Here is a 22,889-nt window from a genome sequence, read left to right on the forward strand (position 1 = left end):
AAATATTGACTATGTAGATGTAAATACATATAGTTGGACTTCCAGATGCATCTATTAAGGAAGCAAAAGAAAGAGTTAGAAGCGCAATCATAAATAGTGGCTATAAATTTCCTTTGGGGAAAATAATAATCAATTTAGCACCTAGCAATATAAAAAAAGAAGGTACTTTATTAGACTTGCCTATTGCAATATCTATATTAGCTTTAGAAGACGTAATACCAGTAGAAAGATTAGAAAAATTTTTGATTTTAGGTGAACTGGCATTAAATGGAGATATAAGAGCAGTTAATGGTATTTTACCTATAATTATAGAAGCTCAAAAAAATGGTATAGATGATTTCATAATACCTTATGAGAATTTGAATGAGTGTACATTACTTAAAGGAATAAAGGTGTATCCTTTGAGCAATTTAAAAGAAGTAATAAGTTTGCTTATATTTAATGATATGATGGCAGTTGAACCTAATGGTAAATATAATCCCAATATAGAAAATTCTTATGAAAGAGACCTTGACTTCAATGAGGTAGCAGGTCATGAAAGTAACAAGAGAGCTTTAGAAATAGCTGCAGCAGGAAATCATCATACTGTATTGTTCGGAGAACCAGGAACAGGAAAAACTATGCTTGCTAATAGGATGTGCAGTATACTTCCCACATTAACTTATGAGGAGGCATTAGAAACTACAAAAATATATAGTGTATCAGGGCATTTGAAAAGCAATAAGCTTATATATGACAGGCCTTTTAGAAATCCCCACCACACAGCCACTACATCTGCAATAATTGGAGGTGGTAAGGATCTCAATATGGGAGAAATAACACTTGCTCACAACGGAGTATTATATTTAGATGAAATACTAGAGTTTAAAAAAGATGTTCTTGAAGTATTAAGGCAGCCATTAGAAGATAAATTTATAACTCTAAGTAGGGCTAATGGAAATATAAAATACCCATCAAAATTTCTACTACTGGCCAGTATGAATCCGTGCAAATGTGGATATTATTTATCATCAGATAGAAATAAGCAGTGCACATGTACATATAAGGAAAGAAAGAATTATTTAAGCAAATTATCAGGACCAATCTTAGATAGAATAGATATCTTTTCTTATGTACCACCTTTAAAATCATATGAATTAAATTCATCAAAAGAAAATAATGAAAGTTCTAAAGCTATAAAAAGTAGAGTGGAGATAGCTAGATTTATACAAGCAGAAAGATATAAAGGACTAAATTTGAGATATAATAGTGATTTAAATCATGCTGAAATATTAGAACTTATTTATTTAAGCAGTGACGTACGAGATATGCTTCAGATTATATATGATAAATATAGCTTAACTACTAGATCCTATGACAAATTAATAAAGTTATCAAGAACTATAGCAGATCTTAAAGAGGAAAAAGAAATAAAAAAAGAGCATATATGTGAAGCTATGCAGTATAGAAAATTTATTAATAATGAAGTGATTTAGGAGGGAGACTTATTATGAATAAAGAGGAATTAACCTTTGCTCTGTGTCCTATGTCAAATCAGGCAAAATGGGAATTAATTAATCAATACGAAACTGTAGAGGGAATATGGAATAATATTTATAGCAATGAAAAGAATAAAAGATTAGAAAAGCTTAAAGAATACTATTATGATGATTACATAAAAGAAACTAAAAAATATTTGGATGACAATGACATAAGTGTATCAATATATAAAGGTGAAAATTATCCTAGAAAATTATGCGAAATAAATAATGCGCCTCCAGTGATGTTTTATAAGGGAGAAATCAGTATTTTAGATGAAATGAAAACTATAGCTATAGTAGGTGCACGAAACTGTACTACATATGGAGAAGATTTTACAAAGGCACTTATGAATTATTTGTCAAACTTCGAAATTAATATAATAAGCGGAGGAGCTATAGGTATTGACAGCTTAAGTCATAAATATGCACTAAAGTATGGATTGAAGACCACTGCTGTTTTTGGTTGTGGAATAGACGTGATTTATCCCAAAATCAATTATAGACTTTTTCAGGACATAGCGAAAAAAGGAGTTATCTTATCGGAATTTCATCCGAGGACAAAGCCTTTCAGTTATAATTTTCCAATAAGAAACAGGATAATAAGCGGTTTAAGTAGTGGTGTCATAGCTGTAGAGGGAGGAGAAAAAAGTGGAACAATAATAACGGCTAAAGAAGCTTTGAGTCAAGGTAAAACTGTGTTTGCTCTTCCTGGGTCATTTTTTTCTAAAAATAGTATAGGATGCAATAAAATAATCAAGGAGGGAGCTATTCCTATAGTATCCATGGAGGATATTGCTTTAGAATTAGGATTAGAAAAAAAGAAGAATATAAAAAGCATAAGAGACAAAAATAGAAATAAAATATTTAATATAATATCAGATAATCCAATAAGCATTGATGAGTTAATAAGATTAGCCAATATTGACATAACTATGCTATATGAGTTATTATTTGAGTTGCAACTTGACAATTCCATTCTTTGTCTAAGTGGGAATTATTATGTTCGAAATATATAGATAATAATATAAATAAATATGATGTAGGGGGTGAAATCTCCGATGTACATTTGAAACATAGAATTTTATATCGGAGTTTTAATATGGGACATAATTTAGTAATTGTTGAATCACCAGCTAAAGCTAAGACTATTGGAAAATATTTAGGGAAAAATTTTGTTGTGGAAGCTTCCATGGGCCATGTGAGAGATTTGCCTAAGAGCCAATTAGGCGTTGACATAGAAAATAATTATAATCCTAAATATATAACAATCAGGGGAAAAGGAGAACTTCTAGATAAACTAAGAAGATTAGCAAAAAAAAGTGATAAGATTTATCTTGCAACTGACCCTGATAGAGAAGGTGAAGCTATTTCTTGGCATTTAGCAAATGTATTAAAAATAGATAATAAAGAAAAATGTAGAATTGAATTTAATGAGATAACAAAAAATGCGATAAAAAGCTCTATAAAAAATCCAAGGACTATAAATGAAAACTTAGTTGATGCCCAGCAGGCTAGGCGTGTCTTAGACAGACTTGTTGGATATGAAATAAGTCCAATTCTTTGGAAAAATATAAAATGGGGATTAAGTGCAGGAAGAGTACAGTCAGCAGCTCTTAAGCTCATTTGTGATAGAGAAGAAGAGATAGAGAAATTTATTCCAAAAGAGTATTGGACTATTGATTGTGAACTAAAAAAGGATAAACAAAAGTTTATAGTAAAATTGTCTCACAAAAAAGGAACCAAGATAGAAATATCAAATGAAGAGGAAACTAACAAAATAATAGGTGAACTAAAAGCTAACGAATTTAAAGTAGATAAAGTTAAAAAATATATAAAGACTAAGAATCCGCTTCCACCATTTACTACAAGCACACTGCAACAAGATGCTTACAGAAAATTAAACTTTCAAACTAAAAGAACTATGTCTATAGCACAGCAGCTTTATGAAGGAATTGATGTTAAAGGACATGGAACATTAGGCCTTATAACTTATATGAGAACGGATTCAGTAAGAATATCTCAAGAAGCTCAAGAAGCAGCAGCTGAATTTATAAAAGAAAGATTTGGTGAAAAATACGCGCCAGAAAGCTTTAGAAATTATAAAGGAAAGAAGAATATACAAGATGCCCACGAAGCTATCAGACCTACCTATATAGAAATTACTCCAGAAATGGTTAAGGATAGTCTAAAGGGAGAACAGTACAAATTATATTCTCTAATATGGAATAGATTTATGGCAAGTCAGATGTCTTCAGCACAGCTAAATGCTTATAGCGTAGATATATTAAATGGAGAATATAAATTAAAAGCAAGCGGATCATCAATAAAATTTAATGGCTTTATGAAAGTATATGAGTATGTTGTAGATGAGGATGAGGAAAATACTAAGCTTCCAGAATTAGAAGAAAGCGAAGTTCTTGAATCATCAAATGTTGCAGGAAAGCAGCATTTTACTCAGCCGCCAGCAAGGTTCACAGAAGCTAGTTTTGTTAAAACTATGGAGGAAAAAGGAATAGGGAGACCTAGTACCTATGTTCCAACAATTACTACTATACTTAGTAGAAAATATGTAGATAGAGAAAAGAAGAGTCTAATACCTACTGAGCTTGGTAAGATAGTAAATAGCGTAATGGAACAATATTTTAATGAAATAGTAGACTTAGAATTTACTGCAGATATGGAGATGAAGCTGGATTATATTGAAGAGGGAAAAGAAGGCTGGAGAGAAGTCGTAGATGTATTTTTTAAACCTCTAAAGGAAAAACTTGAATTAGCAGAAAAAGAAATGGCTAAAATAACTATAGAGGATAAGATAAGTGATGTTCCTTGTGACAAATGCGGAAGAATGATGGTAATAAAACAAGGAAGATTCGGTGAATTTTTAGCTTGTCCTGGATATCCTGATTGTAAGAACACTAAACCTATAGTGGAAAAAATAGAAGCTCCTTGTCCAAAATGTGGAGGGGATATATTACTAAAGAGAAGTAAAAAGGGTAATAAATTCTATGGATGCTCCAATTATCCAGAATGTGATTTTGTAAGCTGGCAAGAACCTTCGACAAAAAAATGCAAAAAATGTGGAAGCTATATGGTGAAAAAATATAGCAAGAGTCAAGGAAACTATTTAGAATGTTCTAACAAAGAATGCAAAAACCAAGAAACTCTTGAAAAAGATAATGATTAAGAATAGTTAAATTATAATAAAAAATTTTAGCAAACTGTTAAATGACATTCAATTTCATAAAGCGAATGTCGAAAATATAAAAAATGTGGTTGAATTCCTACGTGTATTATGATAATATATTAAATGGCAATGGCACAATTCTAAACAGTTTATAAATTTAAAATATTCAGAAAAATTGAGTTTTATATAAACTATAAATAAAGGATAAGTAGCTAAAGCATAAAAAGGAGGAAGAAGTATGTCCACATTATTAAACAAGACAAGAATGCTAAATAAAATTTTACAAAAATCGGGAACTGAGCCTGTGGTATTTGATGACATTTGTACTTTATTAAGCGATGTGCTTATGTGTAACGTATATATAGTAAGTAGAAAAGGAAAGATTCTTGGTCATAATTTTTCAAATGGATTTGAATGTGAAGTAGTAAAAGATACTGTTCTATCTGAAGGAAGATTTCCAGAAGAGTATAATTCAAAGCTTTTAAACATTCATGATACAGTAGCTAATTTAACCAATAAAGATGTATGTGTATTTGATCATGAAGCATCTTGCGAAAATGAAGGTAAGTTAACAACTTTAGTACCTATAGTAGGAAACAGAGAAAGACTTGGAACTTTACTTTTAGCTAGATTTGAAACAAAGTTTACTGATGAAGATTTAGTACTAGCAGAATATAGTGCTACAATAGTAGGGTTAGAAATTTTAAGATCTAAACAAGATGAAATAGAAGAAGAAGCAAGAAAGAAAGCTGTAGTTCAACTTGCAATAGGAACTTTATCATATTCAGAATTAGAAGCAGTAGAACATATATTTAATGAATTAGATGGAAGTGAAGGATTATTAGTAGCATCTAAGATAGCTGACAAGGTTGGTATAACAAGATCAGTTATAGTTAATGCTTTAAGAAAGTTCGAAAGTGCTGGAGTAATAGAATCAAGATCTTTAGGTATGAAGGGAACACACATAAAGATTTTAAACGAAAAACTTATAGAAGAATTAAAGAAAATAAAATAAAACTCTAAAGAGTACTCATGTTTCATGAGTGCTCTTTTCATATAAGTTAAAAATAATCTTTACTTAAAAATAAATTTGTGCATTAAATAAAAATAATTATTGCTAGCATCAAAGTGTTGTGATATACTGTATGAGGATAAAATACACACATCATCCAATTTATAAAAAAGGTGCCTTGAAGAAAGGTTCTTTATAAATATGAAGATGATGGAGGAAAAAACCAGGAGGTATGAAAATGTCAGTTATATCAATGAAACAATTATTAGAAGCTGGTGTTCATTTTGGACATCAAACAAGAAGATGGAACCCTAAAATGGCTCCTTACATTTTTACAGAGAGAAATGGTATCTATATTATAGACCTTCAAAAGACTGTAAAGAAAGTAGAGCAAGCTTATGATTTCGTAAAGAGCGTTTCAGAAGAAGGAAAGGATATCCTTTTTGTTGGAACTAAGAAGCAAGCTCAAGAAGCTATATCAGAAGAAGCAGTAAGATCAAACATGCATTTTGTTAACAACAGATGGTTAGGTGGAATGCTTACTAACTTCAATACTATAAAGACTAGAATAGCTAGATTAGAATCATTAGAAGCTATGGAGCAAGATGGAACTTTTGATGTTCTTCCAAAGAAAGAAGTTATCAAGTTAAAGAATGAAAAAGAAAAACTTGAGCAAAACTTAGGTGGAATAAAGAATTTAGATGCATCAAACATTGGAGCTATGTTCGTAGTTGACCCAAGAAAAGAAAAGAATGCTGTAACAGAAGCTAAAATATTAGGAATACCAGTAGTAGCTATAGTAGATACTAATTGTGACCCAGATGAAGTTGATTATGTAATACCAGGAAATGATGATGCTATAAGAGCTGTTAAGCTAATAACTGCAAAGATGAGCGATGCTATAATAGAAGGAAGACAAGGCGAGCAATTAGCTGAATAATTTATAGAAAGGTAGATGAAGCTAACTGTTTCATTTACCTTTTCAATTAATTAAAAGGGAGGAATAATCATGATAACTGCACAAGCTGTTAAAGAATTAAGAGAGAGAACTGGAGCAGGGATGATGGACTGCAAAAAGGCTCTTACTAAAACTGATGGAGATATGGAAAAGGCTGTTGAGTTTTTAAGAGAAAAAGGATTAGCTGCAGCAGCTAAGAAAGCTGGAAGAATAGCAGCAGAAGGTTTAGTTGAAACTTATATTTCTGAAGATAAGAGAAGTGCTGGTATAGTTGAAGTAAACTGTGAAACAGACTTCGTTGCTATAAATGCAGATTTCCAAGAGTTTGCTAAGAACTTAGCAAAAATGGCTTCATCAACAGATGCTAAGACTGTAGAAGAATTTGTTGCAAGCAAATACATAGCAGATGAAACAAAGACTGTTTCTGAAGTTTTAACTAATTTAATAGCAACAATTGGTGAAAACATGAACGTTAGAAGATTTGAAAAATTCACTAGCGAAAATGGTTCTATAGGAAGTTACATACATGGAGGCGGAAGAATCGGTGTTCTTGCACAAGTATCTTGTGAAAAGGATAGCGAAGTTATAGACGTACTTGCAAAAGATTTAGCAATGCAAGTTGCAGCTGCTAACCCATTATACTTAAATGAAGCTTCTGTAGATCAAGATGCTATAGAAAAAGAAAGAGAAATCTACAGAGTTCAAGCTTTAAATGAAGGAAAACCAGAAAAAATAGTTGATAAAATGGTTGAAGGAAGAATCAAGAAGTACTATAAAGAAGTATGCTTAGTTGATCAAGTTTGGGTTAAAAATCCAGATTTAACAATCTCTAAACTTGTTGCAGAGAAATCAAAGGAATTAGGCGTACCAGTAGAAGTAGTAAGATTCGTTAGATTCGAAAAAGGTGAAGGAATCGAGAAGAAAGAAGAAAACTTTGCTGAAGAAGTTGCAAAGCAAATGCAACAAGGAAAATAAATACAATCTTGCTCTTTAGGTGTTCCTAAAAATTTGAGTTTATTATAAATACAATCTAGTTGATGCTAGGTAAAAGTAAAAAAGAGAACACTAGGTGTTCTCTTTTTTAAAATATGACTTAGTCGTAGGTCAATAATTTTGGAGGTTTTTTATGGAAGGTTGTAAATATAAAAGAGTAATTCTTAAGCTTTCGGGTGAAGCTTTAGCTGGCGAAAATGGATTTGGAATTGATTTTGAGGTAGCTCAAAGAATTGCAAAAGAAATAAAGCAGCTTGTAGAAATGGGTGTAGAAGTAGGTGCTGTTGTAGGTGGCGGAAACATTTGGAGAGGAAGAAGTGGTGAAGGCATGGATAGAACCACTGCTGACTATATGGGAATGTTAGCTACATGCATTAATGCATTAGCTCTTCAAGATTCTCTTGAAGGACTAGGGGTTGTTACTAGAGTTCAAACAGCTATTGAGATGAAAGAAGTGGCAGAGCCTTTTATAAGAAGAAAAGCTATGAGACACCTTGAAAAGGGAAGAGTAGTAATATTTGCTGCAGGAACAGGAAATCCTTATTTCTCAACTGATACAACTGCAGCATTAAGAGCAGCAGAAATAGAAGCAGATGTCATACTTTTAGCAAAAAAAGTTGATGGAGTTTACAATAAAGATCCTAAAAAGTTCCCAGATGCTAAAAAATATGATAGACTAAGTTATATAGAGGTATTGGATCAAGGATTACAAGTTATGGATTCAACAGCAACTTCTCTATGCATGGATAATGATATTCCTATTCTTGTATTTGGACTTGATGAAGAAGGAAACATTCAAAGAGCAATTAGAGGAGAAAAAATAGGCACTTTAGTTTGTAAGTAAAATTTTATATGGAGGGTTTAAGGATGATAAAAGATATTATCTCTAAAGCTGAAGAAAAAATGAAAAAAAGCATAGCTGTATTAAAATCTGATTTAGCAACTATGAAGGCAGGAAGAGCCAATCCAACAATGCTTGACAGAATAGAAGTTGAGTACTATGGAAGTATGTGCCCAATAAACCAAGTAGCTAATATATCAGCGCCAGAACCAAGAATATTATTAATTCAGCCATGGGAAAAAAGTACATTAAAGGACATAGAAAAGGCTATACTAAAATCTGACCTAGGAATTAATCCAGCAAATGATGGTGCTGTTATAAGATTAGTAGTTCCAGAATTAACAGAAGAAACTAGAAAAAATTTAGTTAAAAGTGTTAAGAAGGCAGGAGAAGAAACTAAGGTTGCTATAAGAGCTATAAGAAGAGATGCTAACGAAAAGATAAAAGCTCTTAAGAAGGATGGGGACTTATCAGAAGATGAGATAAAAAAATCAGAAGATAATGTCCAAAAGAAAACTGATTCTTATATAAAAGAAGTTGAAAATGTAGTTTTAGCTAAAGAAAAGGAAATTATGTCTATATAAATATAAAACCTGCTTAAGCAGGTTTTATATTTATAGAAAATTAAATTTTATAGATCATCATAGTTAGGAGGAAAAAGAGTGAAGTTCTTCAAAGAGAAAACAGTAGATGTAGTTGAAAATATAGACATTGACAATATACCAGAACATATAGCTATAATAATGGATGGTAATGGAAGATGGGCTAAAAAGAAGGGACTTCCTAGAACTCTTGGACATAAAGCTGGAGTAGAAACTATAAGAAATATAGTTAAGGAATGCTCTAGACTAAAAGTGAAATACTTAACTTTATATGCATTTTCTACAGAGAATTGGAAAAGGCCAGTTGATGAAGTAAATGCACTTATGAAATTGTTAGTGGAGTATTTAAAAAGTGAGTTTGAAGAATTAAATAAAAATGATGTGGTTATAAATTATATAGGAAATATAGATGGACTTCCTGAAATATGTAAAAATGAGTTGATATTAGCTCATGAAAAGACTAAGAATAATAAAGGTGTTGTTTTAAACTTAGCTCTAAATTATGGTGGAAGAGATGAAATAATCCATGCTATAAATTCCCTAGTAGAAGATTTAAAGCTTAATAAACTTAAAGACAGCACTATAACTGAGGAGATTTTTGAAAGATATCTTTATACTGCATCTATGCCTGATCCAGATTTAATAATCAGACCTAGTGGAGAACTTAGGATTAGCAATTTCTTATTGTGGCAATGTGCATATTCAGAGTTTTGGTATTCTGATATATGTTGGCCGGATTTTAAACCTGAAAACTTGAGAAAAGCTATTATTGATTATCAAAAAAGATCTAGGCGTTTTGGAGGCCTTAAATAATAAGGAAGGTGTGTATTAAATGAGTTTTAATAAAAGATATTTAGGGGCACTAATACTTTCTCCATTTATTATATTCTTATTTTTAGGAGGAATATATTTAAAAGGTGTAACACTTGTTTTGTCTTTGTTTGGAATGTATGAATTCTATAATGTAATCAGCAAAAAAGGTTTTAAGCCAATGGCTGTTTTAGGATACATAGCTATAATAATATATTTCTTGTTAAATAATAATGTAGATTATCTTGTATATATACTTGGAATTTTAGCATTTATATCATTGATAATTCCAATTATAAATTTAAACTATAATTTTTCAGATGTAAGTGTTACTATATTAGGTTTTGTATATGTAGGGGTATTTTTCAGCTTCATACCTCTTATAAATTCTATGGAGTATGGTAAATACTTAGTATGGCTTGTATTTATATCTTCATGGTTATGCGATACAACAGCTTATTATACCGGAAGAATGTTTGGAAAAACAAAGTTATGTCCTGAAGTGAGTCCAAAGAAAACTGTAGAAGGTTCTATAGGAGGACTATTAGGAAGTGCTATATCTTGTGGGATATTTGGCTTTGCTATAGCTTCTTATGGAGTAAATATTTCTTTAATTCACTATATAATCATTGGACTTATATGTGGAGTGTTCTGTCAATTTGGAGATCTTGTAGCATCGTCTATTAAGAGATATGCAGGTGTTAAAGATTATAGCAATCTTATACCTGGCCACGGTGGAATTTTAGACAGATTTGATAGCATATTATTTTCATCAGTAGTAGTGTTTTTCTATCTAAGATTAATATTAGGAATGTAATAAGTTTATTATAGACTATCATAGTTAATATGATAGTCTATTTTTTTCTCAAATTTAATGTAAATATTGTAATTAATAAAATTATAAGTAATTATATTACAGAATAAATATTACGTAAAGTAAAGTTAAAATGTAAACCAGAGATAATTTATAAATTTAAAGAATATATATTAATTAAATAAGGTTAATTTGAGGTGTTTATCTATTGAACAAATTATATAAAAAAATTTTAGAGTGTATTTTCATACTTGCTATATTTGTTTTAATATCCGTAGTAATAAAAAAATATTTTACTCCTTTTTTACTTATATTATTCTTAGTCATAATATGTTCTCCTATTACGAACTTTATATGCAAAATAATAAAAAATAGAAAAGCAGGAGCTTTTATTTCTCTTGTGGTAGCTAATATACTGTTAGGACTTATGATATTTTCGGTGGGCAATCATATTTATGAATATCTTTATAGTTTTATAACAAAAAATTATGAGTATGTTAGACGTTTAGTAATTGACTTGATTAATTATTATAGTGAGACATTTCAGTTTTTTAATTTAGACACTTTAAGTCGATCTGTAATAGATACATCTTACTTAAAGAAAGGGGCTCTATATACTACAGATGGAGTGGTGGCTTATTTTATAGCCAATATGGCCACTTACTTTATAATAAGTGATAAATATGATATATTGAATTTTGTAAAACAGGTCCTAGGAGGTGATATTTACACAAAATTTAAAAATAAAATAGAGCAGTTTAAAAAAGTTCTTCATATAGAGATCCGACTTGTTTTAATTTCTACAATAATGACAACCCTTGGTTTTTATATATTAGGAATACCTAGAGCTTTTACTTTGGGTATAATTTGTGGTGCATTAGACATATTACCTTATGTTGGAACGATAATAGTATTTATTCCTTTATTGCTGTATAATATATTAATAAAAAGATATTTTGTAGTTATAGGATTATTGGCTTTATACGTTTTTGTAGAGATAGTAAGACAGATATTAGAAACTAAATTTATAAGCAATAAATTAGCGATACATCCGTTGGCTGTATTGGTAGCTGTTTATATAGGTATAAAAGTTTTTGGCTTAGTAGGAATTATAACTGGGCCTTTATATGTGATAATTACAAAAGAAATTTTGATAAATGAATGAGGAGGTCACTATGACAAAGATTGCAATATTAGGGGTTACGGGATCCATAGGAACTCAAACCATAGACGTAATAAGAAAAGAAAGTGATGATTTTAAGCTTGTAGCTATATCTGCCAATAAAAATATAAAAGAGGTCATTAGTATAGTTAAAGAATTTAACCCTCCATATGTAGTTATAACAGATAAACCTTCATATGAATTGTTTTCAGCAGAAGCAAAAAATATAGGCTATAATGGCAAGGTTATATACGGAATGGATGGTCTTAATTTTATAGCATCATTAGACGAAGTTGATATTGTTATTACATCTATCGTTGGTATGGTTGGTTTAGAACCTACATTAAAAGCTATTGAAGCAAAGAAGACCATAGCTCTGGCAAATAAAGAAACCTTAGTAGTTGGTGGAGAAATTGTTATGGAGGCCGCTAAGAAGAATGGAGTTAAAATACTTCCGGTGGATTCAGAACATAGTGCTATATTTCAAAGCCTTCAAGGTTCAAAATATAAATCCATAAAAAATATACTTTTGACTGCATCAGGCGGACCTTTTAGAGGTAAAAAAACAGATGAACTTACATCTATAACTCCAAAAGAAGCTTTGAAGCATCCAAACTGGTCTATGGGGAGAAAGATATCTATAGATTCTGCAACTTTGATGAATAAAGGGCTAGAAGTAATAGAAGCTAAATGGTTATTTGATGTTAATTATAGTGATATAAAGGTTATTGTTCATCCAGAAAGTATAATTCATTCTATGGTTGAATATAATGATGGAAGTATAATAGCTCAGCTTGGTACAGCAGATATGCGTCTTCCAATACAATATGCTCTTAATTATCCTGAGAGAAAAGCTCAGATAGTTGATTCTTTAGACTTTTTCAAAATAAAAAATTTGACTTTCGAAGAGCCTGACACGAAAACTTTTAAGGCCTTAAAGCTTGCATATGAAGCAGGCAATATAGGAGGGCTTATGCCAACTATATTAAATGGTGCTAATGAAGTATGTGTAGATTTGTTCTTGAAAGAAAAAATAACTTTTTTACAAATTGCTGATATTATAGAAGAAACTATGGATAGACTTTATACTGAAAAGAAAGTAACACTAGAAAATATTTTGGAAATGGATTTAAAAACTCGTAAGTACATAGAAGAAAAGTTCTATTAAGGAGGTATCTAATTTGTATATAATAATTGCTTTATTGGCTTTAGGAGTGCTTGTAATTGTCCATGAATTTGGACATTTTATTATGGCAAAGGTGAATGGTGTTTATGTAGAAGAATTTTCATTAGGAATGGGACCAAAGATTTTTGGTTTTAAAGGAAAGGAAACAGAATATACATTAAAAGCATTTCCTATAGGTGGCTATGTAAAGATGCTTGGTGAAGATGAGTCTGTTGAAGGCGATAAAAGAGCTTTCTGTAATAAATCTCCTCTTAAAAGGATAAGCATAATAATAGCAGGTCCACTTATGAATTTCCTATTTGCATTAATAGTATTTGCAGTGATAACAATGAATAAGGGTTATGTAACTAATATTGTAAATGGATTAATACCCAATTCTCCTGCAGAAGAAATTGGTATTAATGTAGGAGATAAAATAGTAAATATAAATGGTAAAAAGATTTCTACATGGGAAGACTTAACTACACAAGTGTATTTATCAAATGGCGAGGACTTATCTATCATTATAGATAGAAATGGCGAAGAAAAAACATTTGATGTAAAGCCATATTTTAATGAAGAAGAACAGAGATATTTAGTTGGAGTGCAACCAAAGACAGTTACTGATCCAACTTTTCTTGAAAGTATAAAACAAAGTTGTAAAGAAATAAAAGCTTTAGTAATTCAAACTTATTCAGCTATAAAATCACTGGTAACAGGAAAGGGGTCTATTCAAGACCTGGGTGGACCAGTATCCATTGTTAGGATATCAGGTGCTGTAGCAAAAGCGGGTATGTGGAACTTTTTAAATTTTGTAGCTTATTTAAGCTTACAGCTAGCTGTTTTAAATTTATTGCCTTTCCCAGCTTTAGATGGAGGATGGACAGTAATATTATTAATTGAATTAATTTCAAGAAGGAAAGTTAACGACAAGATAGTAGGAACATTAAACTATATAGGATTTTCTATATTAATATTGCTTATGATATTAGTTACTATAAAAGATATTTTGTTCCCAATAAAAATTTAGAGGTTGATATATATGAAAAGAAAAGAAACAAGAAAAATAAAAGTAGGAAACATATTTTTGGGAGGAGATGCACCTATATCAGTGCAGTCTATGACCAATACAGATACAAGAGATGTGGCTGCTACTATAAACCAAATTAAAGATTTAGAAAAAGCAGGTTGTGATATAATACGATGTGCGGTTCCAGATTTACGTGCAGCAGAAGCTATAAAAGATATAGTGAAAGGAATATCAATTCCATTAGTTGCAGATATTCATTTCGATTATAATCTTGCTTTAGAAAGTATGAAAAATGGAGTATCAGCACTGAGGATAAATCCAGGTAATATAGGAAGTAAAGAAAGAGTTAAAATAGTCGCAAATTACGCTAAAGACAGAGGGATTCCAATAAGAATTGGAGTAAACAGTGGTTCTTTAGAAAAAGACATTTTAAATAAGTATGGAAGTCCAACTTCTGAAGCTCTTTGTGAAAGTGCATTAAGACATGTGGAAATCCTTAATGAATGTGATTTTAATGATATAGTAATTTCTATAAAATCATCAAATGTAAATAAGATGATAGAGAGCTATAGATTAGTATCTTCAAAGTGTAATTACCCTCTTCACTTAGGGGTTACAGAGGCAGGCACAATTTGGAGAGGAACTATAAAATCAAGCATAGGCATTGGAACTTTACTTAGCGAAGGAATAGGTGATACTATAAGAGTTTCTCTTACTGGAGACCCTACAGATGAAGTTAAGGTAGGAAAAGAAATATTAAAGGCAACTGGTAACTTAAAAGAAGGTATAGAGTTTATTTCATGCCCTACATGTGGTAGAACTCAAATTAATTTGATTAAAATAGCAAAAGAAGTAGAAGATAAGCTTGCAGATGTAAATAAAAACATAAAAGTTGCTGTAATGGGATGCGTTGTAAATGGACCTGGAGAAGCAAAAGAAGCAGATATAGGAATTGCTGGTGGTAATGGAGAAGGTCTTATATTTAAAAAAGGTATAATTGTAAAAAAGGTTAAAGAAGAAAATCTTGTTCAAGAGCTATTAAAAGAAATTGAAAATATGTAGGGATTTCCTACATATTTTTTTGTTAAATAAACATAAAATCTATAAAAATAAATTTTATTAATAATATTTTACGTTCACCGTTTTAATGTAACATGGTAATATATTGTCTAATTATACAAATTCTCTTGTAATTGAATTATTATTATGATAATATAAATATATAAACTTTTACATTTGAATTTAAGCTGTATGAAAGGAGTGGGTCAAAGCCCGCTCTTTCTGTTTGTAAACGCAACTATAAGTTGCGTTTTTGATTACCACAATGAAATGTATAATATTTAAATTAAAATATGTATAACATATTTATAAGTAAAGTAAATACGGACTTACAAAGGAGGGGATAATATGAAAAAGGATGCATTGATTAGTGAAGTTAGAGACATAGCTAAGGATATAATAGAAAATTTAGGATATGAATTATATCATGTAGAGTATACAAAAGAAGATGGTGAAAATTATCTTAGAATTTATATAGATAATGAAGTAGGCATATCTTTAGATGATTGTGCGAAAGTAAGTACTGTTATAAGTGATAAACTAGATGAAGTAGATCCAATAAAAGATTTTTATTATTTAGAGATATCCTCACCAGGAATTAATAGATTTTTACATACAGATAAACACTTAGAAGATAATATAGGCAAGACAGTTTTAGTTAAGCTTATTAAATCTTTAAATGGTAAAAAGGCTATAAAAGGAGTTCTAGAATCTTTTGATAATCTTAGTGTAACTATTTCATCAGAAGAAGATTCAATTAAAATTGATAGAGAAAAAGTAAAGTCCATAAATGTGGAAGAATTTTAGAGGGGAGATAAAGGAGGTTCTAAAATGAATGAAGAATTTATAGGCGCATTAAAAGAAATAGTAAAAGAAAAAGGTGTTAGTGAAGATTTAATCTTTACAACAATAGAAGATGCGCTTGTAGCAGCATATAAGAAAAATTATGCTAACAGCTTAGCTCAAAATGTAAGAATATCTATGAGTAGAGAGACGGGAGAAATACACGTTTTTGCTCAAAAGGATGTTGTAGATGAAGTTTATGATGACACTACAGAAATCAGCATAGAAAAAGCTAAAGAGATGAGCCCAAGATATGAAGTAGGAGATGTATTAGAAGTTGAAGTTACTCCTAGAAGCTTCGGAAGAGTTGCAGCACAACTTGCAAAACAAGTAGTTGTTCAAAGAATTAAAGAAGCTGAAAGAAATATCATATATAATGAATTTGTAGAAAAAGAATATGATATAATTACAGGAATAGTTGCTAGAAAAGATAAAAATAATATCTTTGTTGATTTAGGAAAAGTTGAAGCAATCTTAGGACCTAATGAGCAAATGCCAGGAGAAAGCTATAATTTTAATGATAAGCTAAAGCTATATATAGTTGAGGTTAAAAATACCACTAAAGGTGCTCAAGTTATAGTATCAAGAACACATCCAGGACTTGTAAAGAGATTATTTGAGCTAGAAGTTCCAGAAATATTTGATGGAATAGTTGAAATCAAAAGTATAGCAAGAGAAGCGGGTTCTAGAACTAAAATTGCAGTAAGTTCTAATGACGAGTCTGTAGATCCTATGGGATCATGTGTTGGACCTAAGGGTGTAAGAGTACAAAACATAGTAAATGAATTAAAGAATGAGAAAATAGACATTATAAAATGGTCTAAACTTCCAGAAGAATACATTGCTAACTCTTTAAGCCCTGCAAAAGTTTTAGATGTAGAGATAGACGAAGAAAGCAAATGTGCTAAAGTAGTTGTAGATGACAGTCAGCTTTCCCTAGCTATAGGAAAAGAAGGTCAAAACGTAAGACTGGCAGCTAAGCTTACTGGATGGAAAATAGACATAAAAAGTAAATCTCAAGTTGTAGAAGAATAATTAGGTGAGAGGTGAGTCTTATGAAGATGAGGAAGATACCTCAAAGAATGTGCAATGGTTGCATGGAAATGAAGCCTAAAAAAGAATTGATAAGAATTGTAAAAAGTCCTGAAGGTGAAGTAACAGTAGATCTTACTGGAAAGAAACCAGGAAGAGGCGCTTATATATGTAAAAATGTAGAGTGCTTAGAAAAAGCTTTTAAAACAAAAAAATTAAGTAGAAGTCTTGAAACTCCTATAAGTGAAGAAATATTTGAGGCTCTAAGGAATGAGATAATAAATGAATAAATTCTTTGGATTTTTAGGACTTACAAAAAAATCAGGCAATTTAGTAGAGGGATACAATAAATGCGAAGAATATATAAAGAAAAGCAAACCGTCTTTATTAATTCTTTCAAAAGAAATTTCTCAAAATACGAGAAAAAAATTTAGTAAGTATTGTGAAGAAAAGCAAATCCCTTTCATTGAAAACATAGATAAATATTCATTAGGAATGGCATTAGGTCGAGAAGAAATCAGTGTTATAATTGTAAAAGATAAAAAGATGGCTGATAAACTTTTAAACCTATGGAAAGAAGAAAAATGCGAAAGTGAATATACAAATTAACCGGGGGTGAATAATTTGTCAAAAATAAGAGTATATGAATTAGCAAAGGAACTGGAAATAACAAGTAAGGATCTTATTAAACTTTTAATGGATGAATTTAGCATAGAGGTTAAAAACCATATGAGCGTTATAGAAGAAGAAGATGCTGAATTAATAAAAGAACTCCTTTTAGATGAAAATGGTGAGAAAAAGGAATCTGCTAAAAGTATAGTAGATGAATATGAAGAAATAGTTTCTGAAGAAGTTAATAAACCAGTAGTAAAGAACAAGAATAAATTTAAAAACAATAAAAAGAACAGAAATGAAAAGGGAAACGATAAATCTTCAAATGATAACAAAGATGAAGAATTAATTGTAGAACTTGAAGAATTTATAACTGTAAAAGAGCTTTCTGAAAAATTGGAGAAATCTAATGTAGAAGTTATAAAAGCTTTAATTCTTAATGGAGTTATGGCAGCAGTAAACCAAGAAATAAACTTTGAAACAGCTGAGAAAGTTGTTAAGAGTTTTGGCGGAGAAGCTGTAAAGAAAGAAGAAAATGCTATTCACATAGAGAAAGAAGAAGAAATCTTTGAAGATGGTGAAGAGCTAGTTAAGAGACCTCCTATAGTAACAGTTATGGGACACGTTGACCATGGTAAGACATCTCTTCTTGATGCTATTAGAAAGGCAAAAGTTACATCAACTGAAGCCGGTGGAATAACACAGCATATAGGAGCTTATACTGTAACTATAAATGGTGAAAAGATAACATTCTTAGATACTCCTGGACATGAAGCTTTTACATCAATGAGAGCAAGAGGAGCACAAATTACAGACATAGTAATACTAGTTGTTGCAGCAGATGACGGAATAATGCCTCAAACAAAAGAAGCTATAAGCCACTGTAAGGCAGCAGAAGTGCCAATGATAGTTGCTATAAATAAAATTGATAAACCAGGAGCAAACATAGATAAAGTTAAGCAAGAACTTTCAGAATTTGGTTTAATATCTGAAGACTGGGGTGGAGATACTATATGTGTTCCTGTATCAGCTAAGAGTGGTGAAGGATTAGATTCTCTTTTAGAAATGGTAATAATAACTTCTGAAATGGAAGAATTAAAAGCTGACCCTGAAAGAAAAGCTAAGGGTACAGTAATAGAAGCTAAGCTTGATAAAGGAAGAGGAGCAGTTGCTACTTTATTAGTTCAAAATGGAACTTTAAGAACTGGAGATTCTCTACTTGTAGGATCTACATATGGTAGAATAAGAGCCATGTTTGATGATAAAGGAAAGAAAATAAAGAAAGCAGGCCCATCAATACCAGTAGAGATTTTAGGATTATCAGAAGTTCCAGCAGCTGGCGACAAATTCAATGTTGTAAAAGATGAAAAGACTGCTAGAAATATGGCTGAATCCAGAAAACAAAAAGAAAAAGCCGAATCATTGATGAACTCTCATAGAGTTTCTCTAGAAGATCTATATAGCCAAATTCAAGAAGGAAAAGTTAAAGAATTAGCGTTAATAGTAAAAGCAGATGTTCAAGGCTCTGTAGAAGCATTAAAGCAATCCTTAGAAAAATTATCTACTGATGATGTAAAGGTAAGAGTAATCCACCAAGCAGTGGGTGCTATAACTGAAACAGATATAACTCTTGCAACAGCATCTAATGCTATAATAATAGGATTTAATGTAAGACCTGATAATAATGCAGTAACTGCTGCTGAAAGAGAAAAGGTTGATATTAAGACTTATAGAATAATATATGATGCTATAGAAGATATAAAATCAGCTATGATAGGAATGCTTGAGCCAGACTACAAAGAAGTAGTATTAGGAAGTGCTGAAATAAGAACTACTTATAAGATTTCTAATGTAGGAACTATAGCAGGATGTTATGTATTAAACGGAAAACTTGTTAGAAATAGTGACGTAAGAATAATAAGAGATGGAATAGTTATATTTGAATCAAAGCTTGCATCATTAAAGAGATTTAAAGATGATGTAAAAGAAGTAAATTCAGGATATGAATGTGGATTGAGTATAGAAAAATTCAATGACATAAAAGAAGGCGACATAGTAGAAGCATTTGCTATGGAAGAGGTAAAAAGAAAAGAACTATAAAAGGAGGGATTTTTAGTGGCCAAATATAGAAGTGGAAGAATCAATGAGGAACTTAAAAAAGAACTTAGTGACATCATAAGAAATTCTATTAAGGATCCACGTATGACCTCAATGATTAGTATAACAGATGTTAATGTAACTAGGGATTTAAGATATGCTAAAGTGTATGTAAGTATTTTTGGAGATGAAGAATCTAAAAACAATTCATTAGAAATACTTAAATCTTCTCGTGGATTCATGAGAAAAGAATTGGCTCATAGAGTGAATTTAAGATATACTCCAGAATTAATAATTGAAGAAGATAATGCTATAGAGCATGGAATGTATATAGATTCTCTTATTGAGAAGATAAAGGATGAAAAGTAGTATGGAGAATTTAATTAATTTAATTAAAGAAAGTAGTATGATAGGGATAACCTATCATACTTCTCCTGATGGAGATGCTTTAGGAAGTACTATAGCCCTCTATAAAGCATTAAATAAATTAAATAAAAAAGCATATATTATCTCTAAAGATGTCATACCATATAATTTTTCATACTTAAATGCTGCGGATATAATCAATGGAGAATGCATCAAAGTTTTAGATAACACTGATTGTTTAATAGCATTGGACTGCGGTAATATTGAAAGATTATCAGGGGAATTTGATTTCGATAATAGAAACTATAGAGTTATCAATATAGACCATCATTTATCTAACGATATGTATGGAGATATTAATTATGTAGACACATCTGCAGCAGCAACTGCTGAAATAGTCTATGAATTTATAAAGAAGATGAATATTGAAATTGATAAAGATATAGCATCATGTATATACACATCATTAGTAACTGATACTGGTTCTTTTAGACATTCTGGAACTTCAAATAGAACACATAAGATAGCTGGAGAACTTATAGATACAGGTATCGATTTTTCATCTATTCATAGAGAAATTTTTGATAACAAACCTGTAGAAAAATTAAAACTTTACGGAAAAGTTTTTGAAACTTTAAGTATGTATCACCATAATAAAATTTGTTTTATGGAATTGACCACAGAAATGCTTGCTAGTTTAGGATTAGAAGATGGAGATACATCTGATATAATATCTTTTGGTACTCAAATAGATACCGTTGAAGTTGCTGTTTTATTAAAAGAAGGACCTGAAGGAACTAAAGTAAGTTTAAGATCAAAAAAAGATGTAGATGTAAGAAAAGTAGCTGAAGTTTTTGGCGGTGGTGGACATACTAAGGCATCAGGATGTATGATCAAGAAAACTGCCATATCAGAAGCAAAAAAACTAGTATTGGTTAAACTTGAGGAGCAATTATAAATGGATGGAATAATAAACATTTTTAAACCTAAAGGAATTTCTTCTTTTCAAGTTGTGAGAGCAGTACGTTTCATAAGTGGTGAAAAAAAAGTAGGTCATACTGGTACCCTAGATCCTCTTGCTTCTGGGGTACTACCTATTTGTCTTGGAAAAGGTACTAAGATAATTGAATATATAATGGAAAATCAAAAAGTATATAAAGCTACTTTGAAACTGGGAGAAGAGACAGATACTTATGACTTAGAAGGAAATGTAATCTGCACTAAAGAGGTTGGAGAAATACCTTTAAGTGAAGTTAAAAAAGTTTTACAATCCTACATAGGAGAAATAATGCAAGTTCCACCTATGTATTCAGCATTAAAAGTAGATGGAAAAAGACTTTATGAACTAGCTAGAAAAGGTATAGAGGTAGAGAGAGAAGCAAGGAAGATCATAATATATAATATCGAGCTTCTAGAATACTCTAAACCTTTTATAACTATTAGAGTAACATGCTCAAAAGGAACTTATATCAGAAGCTTGTGCAAAGATATAGGAGATAGTTTAAAGTGTGGCGCTGTTATGACTGAGCTAGTGAGAGAGGGAAGCGGTGTTTTTAATAGCGAAAACTCCGTTGAACTTGATTCACTTACAAAAGAAAACTTTAATGACTATCTAATTTCTTTAGAAGATGCATTAAAATCTTATGAAAAGATTTATGAAAAGATTTTAGTTAATGAAAAGTTTTTTAAACTTTTATTAAATGGTGTTTCAATAAAGGATAAAGCTATTTTTAATGATAATATTGATTATGAAAAACTTTATAGAGTTTATTCAGAGAAAGACGAGCTATTAGGTTTAGGAGAAAAAACTAGTAATGGCTTTAAAATAATAAAGTTGTTATTTTAGGGGTTGTAGCTATGATAGTATTAAGTGGAGAAGTTGATAAAAAATATAATCACAACATTTATCTTGCATTAGGAAGTTTTGATGGACTCCACCAAGGTCATATGAGCCTTATAGAGAAGGTGAAAGAATATGCAGCTGTTAATGGTGGAAAAAGTATGGTATATACTTTTTCAAATCATCCATTAACAACTATAGCTCCAGATAAAGCACCAAAGCTACTTATGGATAATGACACAAAAATAAATTTATTAGCTGACAAAGGTATAGATTTTTTGGTTCTTGAAGATTTTGATGAAAAATTTATGCAACTTTCGCCAGAGGAGTTTATTTCAAAGATATGCAATGAATTTAATGTGAAAGGTATTGTAGTAGGTTTTAATTATAGATTTGGATATAAAAATTTAGGCGATGTGGAACTTTTAAAAGTTCTTAGTGCTAAATACAAATTTGATTTAACTATAATGCCTCCTTTTAAGGATAAAGATCACGTGATAAGTAGTACTTTTATAAGAAAGCTTATTGCATCGGGAGAAATAATAGAAGCTAATGAATATCTATTAGAGCCTTTTATGATAAATGGAAAAATTATATCTGGAAAAGGAATTGGTCGTACTCTTGGATATCCAACAGCAAATTTAGATTACAATAAAAATTTCGTAATTCCGCAAAAGGGTGTTTATTATACTAATGTGAAATATAAAGAAAAAATATATAAAGGTATAACGAATATTGGGTTTAATCCCACAGTAAATGGGAATAATTTAACTATAGAGACATATATATTAGATTTTGACAAAGATATATATGGAGAAGAAATATCTGTTTATTTTATAGAAAAAACAAGGAATGAATCTAAGTTCTCAAATCTTAATGAACTTATAAGTCAGTTAAGACTTGATGAAAAGGAAGCAAGTCTCAAAAAAATATATATAAAATAAGAGAA

The 22,889-nt window shown here is 30.5% G+C and carries 23 protein-coding genes; all 23 read left to right on the plus strand.

The window, feature by feature from the left end; translation table 11 throughout:
• Positions 1 to 29 precede the first annotated feature (29 nt).
• The 23 genes from KQH81_RS08100 (at position 30) to KQH81_RS08210 (ending at position 22,884) form a co-directional block, all read left to right on the plus strand.
• Positions 30 to 1,475, plus strand: a complete 1,446-nt coding sequence (locus KQH81_RS08100) for a YifB family Mg chelatase-like AAA ATPase (RefSeq protein ID WP_268254234.1) — start codon at positions 30 to 32, stop codon at positions 1,473 to 1,475.
• Between the two features lie 14 nt (positions 1,476 to 1,489).
• A complete protein-coding gene (gene dprA / locus KQH81_RS08105) occupies positions 1,490 to 2,536 on the plus strand; it encodes a DNA-processing protein DprA (protein WP_027638118.1) in 1,047 nt (348 codons plus the stop codon).
• A gap of 83 nt (positions 2,537 to 2,619) precedes the next feature.
• Positions 2,620 to 4,704 carry a type I DNA topoisomerase gene (gene topA / locus KQH81_RS08110; RefSeq protein ID WP_027638117.1) on the plus strand — a complete coding sequence of 695 codons (2,085 nt, stop codon included), beginning with the start codon at positions 2,620 to 2,622 and terminating at the stop codon, positions 4,702 to 4,704.
• Positions 4,705 to 4,942: 238 nt separating this feature from the next.
• On the plus strand, positions 4,943 to 5,719 hold the full coding sequence (gene codY / locus KQH81_RS08115) for a GTP-sensing pleiotropic transcriptional regulator CodY (protein WP_027638116.1): 777 nt from the start codon (positions 4,943 to 4,945) through the stop codon (positions 5,717 to 5,719).
• 235 nt (positions 5,720 to 5,954) lie between these two features.
• On the plus strand, positions 5,955 to 6,656 hold the full coding sequence (gene rpsB, locus KQH81_RS08120; RefSeq protein ID WP_027638115.1) for a 30S ribosomal protein S2: 702 nt from the start codon (positions 5,955 to 5,957) through the stop codon (positions 6,654 to 6,656).
• Positions 6,657 to 6,725: 69 nt separating this feature from the next.
• On the plus strand, positions 6,726 to 7,649 hold the full coding sequence (tsf, locus tag KQH81_RS08125) for a translation elongation factor Ts (protein ID WP_027638114.1): 924 nt from the start codon (positions 6,726 to 6,728) through the stop codon (positions 7,647 to 7,649).
• Positions 7,650 to 7,800: 151 nt separating this feature from the next.
• Positions 7,801 to 8,511, plus strand: a complete 711-nt coding sequence (pyrH, locus tag KQH81_RS08130; RefSeq protein WP_027638113.1) for a UMP kinase — start codon at positions 7,801 to 7,803, stop codon at positions 8,509 to 8,511.
• Between the two features lie 23 nt (positions 8,512 to 8,534).
• On the plus strand, positions 8,535 to 9,092 hold the full coding sequence (frr, locus tag KQH81_RS08135) for a ribosome recycling factor (RefSeq protein ID WP_027638112.1): 558 nt from the start codon (positions 8,535 to 8,537) through the stop codon (positions 9,090 to 9,092).
• Between the two features lie 78 nt (positions 9,093 to 9,170).
• A complete protein-coding gene (locus tag KQH81_RS08140) occupies positions 9,171 to 9,923 on the plus strand; it encodes an isoprenyl transferase (RefSeq protein ID WP_027638111.1) in 753 nt (250 codons plus the stop codon).
• 19 nt (positions 9,924 to 9,942) lie between these two features.
• On the plus strand, positions 9,943 to 10,737 hold the full coding sequence (locus KQH81_RS08145; RefSeq protein ID WP_027638110.1) for a phosphatidate cytidylyltransferase: 795 nt from the start codon (positions 9,943 to 9,945) through the stop codon (positions 10,735 to 10,737).
• 205 nt (positions 10,738 to 10,942) lie between these two features.
• Positions 10,943 to 11,899: an AI-2E family transporter gene (locus tag KQH81_RS08150; RefSeq protein WP_027638109.1), complete on the plus strand. Its 957-nt coding sequence runs from the start codon at positions 10,943 to 10,945 to the stop codon at positions 11,897 to 11,899.
• A 10-nt stretch (positions 11,900 to 11,909) separates the two neighbouring features.
• Positions 11,910 to 13,064 (plus strand): 1-deoxy-D-xylulose-5-phosphate reductoisomerase, encoded by a 1,155-nt coding sequence (gene dxr, locus KQH81_RS08155; RefSeq protein ID WP_027638108.1) that lies wholly within the window; start codon positions 11,910 to 11,912, stop codon positions 13,062 to 13,064.
• 13 nt (positions 13,065 to 13,077) lie between these two features.
• Positions 13,078 to 14,091, plus strand: a complete 1,014-nt coding sequence (rseP, locus tag KQH81_RS08160; RefSeq protein WP_027638107.1) for an RIP metalloprotease RseP — start codon at positions 13,078 to 13,080, stop codon at positions 14,089 to 14,091.
• Positions 14,092 to 14,103: 12 nt separating this feature from the next.
• Complete coding sequence (gene ispG, locus KQH81_RS08165) at positions 14,104 to 15,153, plus strand: flavodoxin-dependent (E)-4-hydroxy-3-methylbut-2-enyl-diphosphate synthase (protein WP_027638106.1); 1,050 nt, start codon at positions 14,104 to 14,106, stop codon at positions 15,151 to 15,153.
• A gap of 345 nt (positions 15,154 to 15,498) precedes the next feature.
• Entirely contained in the window at positions 15,499 to 15,957 is a 459-nt protein-coding gene (rimP, locus tag KQH81_RS08170; protein ID WP_027638105.1) for a ribosome maturation factor RimP, read from the plus strand.
• 24 nt (positions 15,958 to 15,981) lie between these two features.
• Positions 15,982 to 17,028, plus strand: a complete 1,047-nt coding sequence (gene nusA / locus KQH81_RS08175; RefSeq protein ID WP_027638104.1) for a transcription termination factor NusA — start codon at positions 15,982 to 15,984, stop codon at positions 17,026 to 17,028.
• 20 nt (positions 17,029 to 17,048) lie between these two features.
• Positions 17,049 to 17,315 (plus strand): RNase P modulator RnpM, encoded by a 267-nt coding sequence (rnpM, locus tag KQH81_RS08180; RefSeq protein ID WP_027638103.1) that lies wholly within the window; start codon positions 17,049 to 17,051, stop codon positions 17,313 to 17,315.
• Complete coding sequence (locus KQH81_RS08185; RefSeq protein WP_027638102.1) at positions 17,308 to 17,634, plus strand: ribosomal L7Ae/L30e/S12e/Gadd45 family protein; 327 nt, start codon at positions 17,308 to 17,310, stop codon at positions 17,632 to 17,634. The genes rnpM and KQH81_RS08185 overlap by 8 nt, the downstream gene beginning before the upstream one ends.
• Positions 17,635 to 17,649: 15 nt before the next feature.
• The gene (gene infB, locus KQH81_RS08190; RefSeq protein ID WP_027638101.1) at positions 17,650 to 19,737 is read left to right on the plus strand and encodes a translation initiation factor IF-2; all 2,088 of its coding nucleotides are present in this window, start codon (positions 17,650 to 17,652) and stop codon (positions 19,735 to 19,737) included.
• A gap of 15 nt (positions 19,738 to 19,752) precedes the next feature.
• Complete coding sequence (rbfA, locus tag KQH81_RS08195) at positions 19,753 to 20,103, plus strand: 30S ribosome-binding factor RbfA (protein WP_027638100.1); 351 nt, start codon at positions 19,753 to 19,755, stop codon at positions 20,101 to 20,103.
• Between the two features lies 1 nt (position 20,104).
• Positions 20,105 to 21,058 (plus strand): DHH family phosphoesterase, encoded by a 954-nt coding sequence (locus KQH81_RS08200; protein WP_035770490.1) that lies wholly within the window; start codon positions 20,105 to 20,107, stop codon positions 21,056 to 21,058.
• On the plus strand, positions 21,059 to 21,946 hold the full coding sequence (gene truB / locus KQH81_RS08205; protein ID WP_230029213.1) for a tRNA pseudouridine(55) synthase TruB: 888 nt from the start codon (positions 21,059 to 21,061) through the stop codon (positions 21,944 to 21,946).
• Between the two features lie 11 nt (positions 21,947 to 21,957).
• Positions 21,958 to 22,884, plus strand: coding sequence for a bifunctional riboflavin kinase/FAD synthetase (locus KQH81_RS08210; RefSeq protein ID WP_027638097.1), 927 nt, complete (start codon positions 21,958 to 21,960; stop codon positions 22,882 to 22,884).
• Positions 22,885 to 22,889: the final 5 nt, after the last annotated feature.

Origin of the sequence: Clostridium cadaveris (genome assembly GCF_020911725.1) — a bacterium.
Lineage (GTDB): Bacteria > Bacillota > Clostridia > Clostridiales > Clostridiaceae > Clostridium_X > Clostridium_X cadaveris.

Bases quoted from the DNA above. Each gene is read 5' to 3' on its own strand.
- KQH81_RS08200 (WP_035770490.1), top strand. From the start codon at position 20,105: ATGGAGAATTTAATTAATTTAATTAAAGAAAGTAGTATGATAGGGATA.
- KQH81_RS08185 (WP_027638102.1), top strand. From the start codon at position 17,308: ATGAATAAATTCTTTGGATTTTTAGGACTTACAAAAAAATCAGGCAAT.
- rimP (WP_027638105.1), top strand. From the start codon at position 15,499: ATGAAAAAGGATGCATTGATTAGTGAAGTTAGAGACATAGCTAAGGAT.
- topA (WP_027638117.1), top strand. From the start codon at position 2,620: ATGGGACATAATTTAGTAATTGTTGAATCACCAGCTAAAGCTAAGACT.
- tsf (WP_027638114.1), top strand. From the start codon at position 6,726: ATGATAACTGCACAAGCTGTTAAAGAATTAAGAGAGAGAACTGGAGCA.
- nusA (WP_027638104.1), top strand. From the start codon at position 15,982: ATGAATGAAGAATTTATAGGCGCATTAAAAGAAATAGTAAAAGAAAAA.
- frr (WP_027638112.1), top strand. From the start codon at position 8,535: ATGATAAAAGATATTATCTCTAAAGCTGAAGAAAAAATGAAAAAAAGC.
- dprA (WP_027638118.1), top strand. From the start codon at position 1,490: ATGAATAAAGAGGAATTAACCTTTGCTCTGTGTCCTATGTCAAATCAG.
- rnpM (WP_027638103.1), top strand. From the start codon at position 17,049: ATGAAGATGAGGAAGATACCTCAAAGAATGTGCAATGGTTGCATGGAA.
- ispG (WP_027638106.1), top strand. From the start codon at position 14,104: ATGAAAAGAAAAGAAACAAGAAAAATAAAAGTAGGAAACATATTTTTG.
- rpsB (WP_027638115.1), top strand. From the start codon at position 5,955: ATGTCAGTTATATCAATGAAACAATTATTAGAAGCTGGTGTTCATTTT.
- KQH81_RS08145 (WP_027638110.1), top strand. From the start codon at position 9,943: ATGAGTTTTAATAAAAGATATTTAGGGGCACTAATACTTTCTCCATTT.
- dxr (WP_027638108.1), top strand. From the start codon at position 11,910: ATGACAAAGATTGCAATATTAGGGGTTACGGGATCCATAGGAACTCAA.
- KQH81_RS08210 (WP_027638097.1), top strand. From the start codon at position 21,958: ATGATAGTATTAAGTGGAGAAGTTGATAAAAAATATAATCACAACATT.
- codY (WP_027638116.1), top strand. From the start codon at position 4,943: ATGTCCACATTATTAAACAAGACAAGAATGCTAAATAAAATTTTACAA.
- truB (WP_230029213.1), top strand. From the start codon at position 21,059: ATGGATGGAATAATAAACATTTTTAAACCTAAAGGAATTTCTTCTTTT.
- pyrH (WP_027638113.1), top strand. From the start codon at position 7,801: ATGGAAGGTTGTAAATATAAAAGAGTAATTCTTAAGCTTTCGGGTGAA.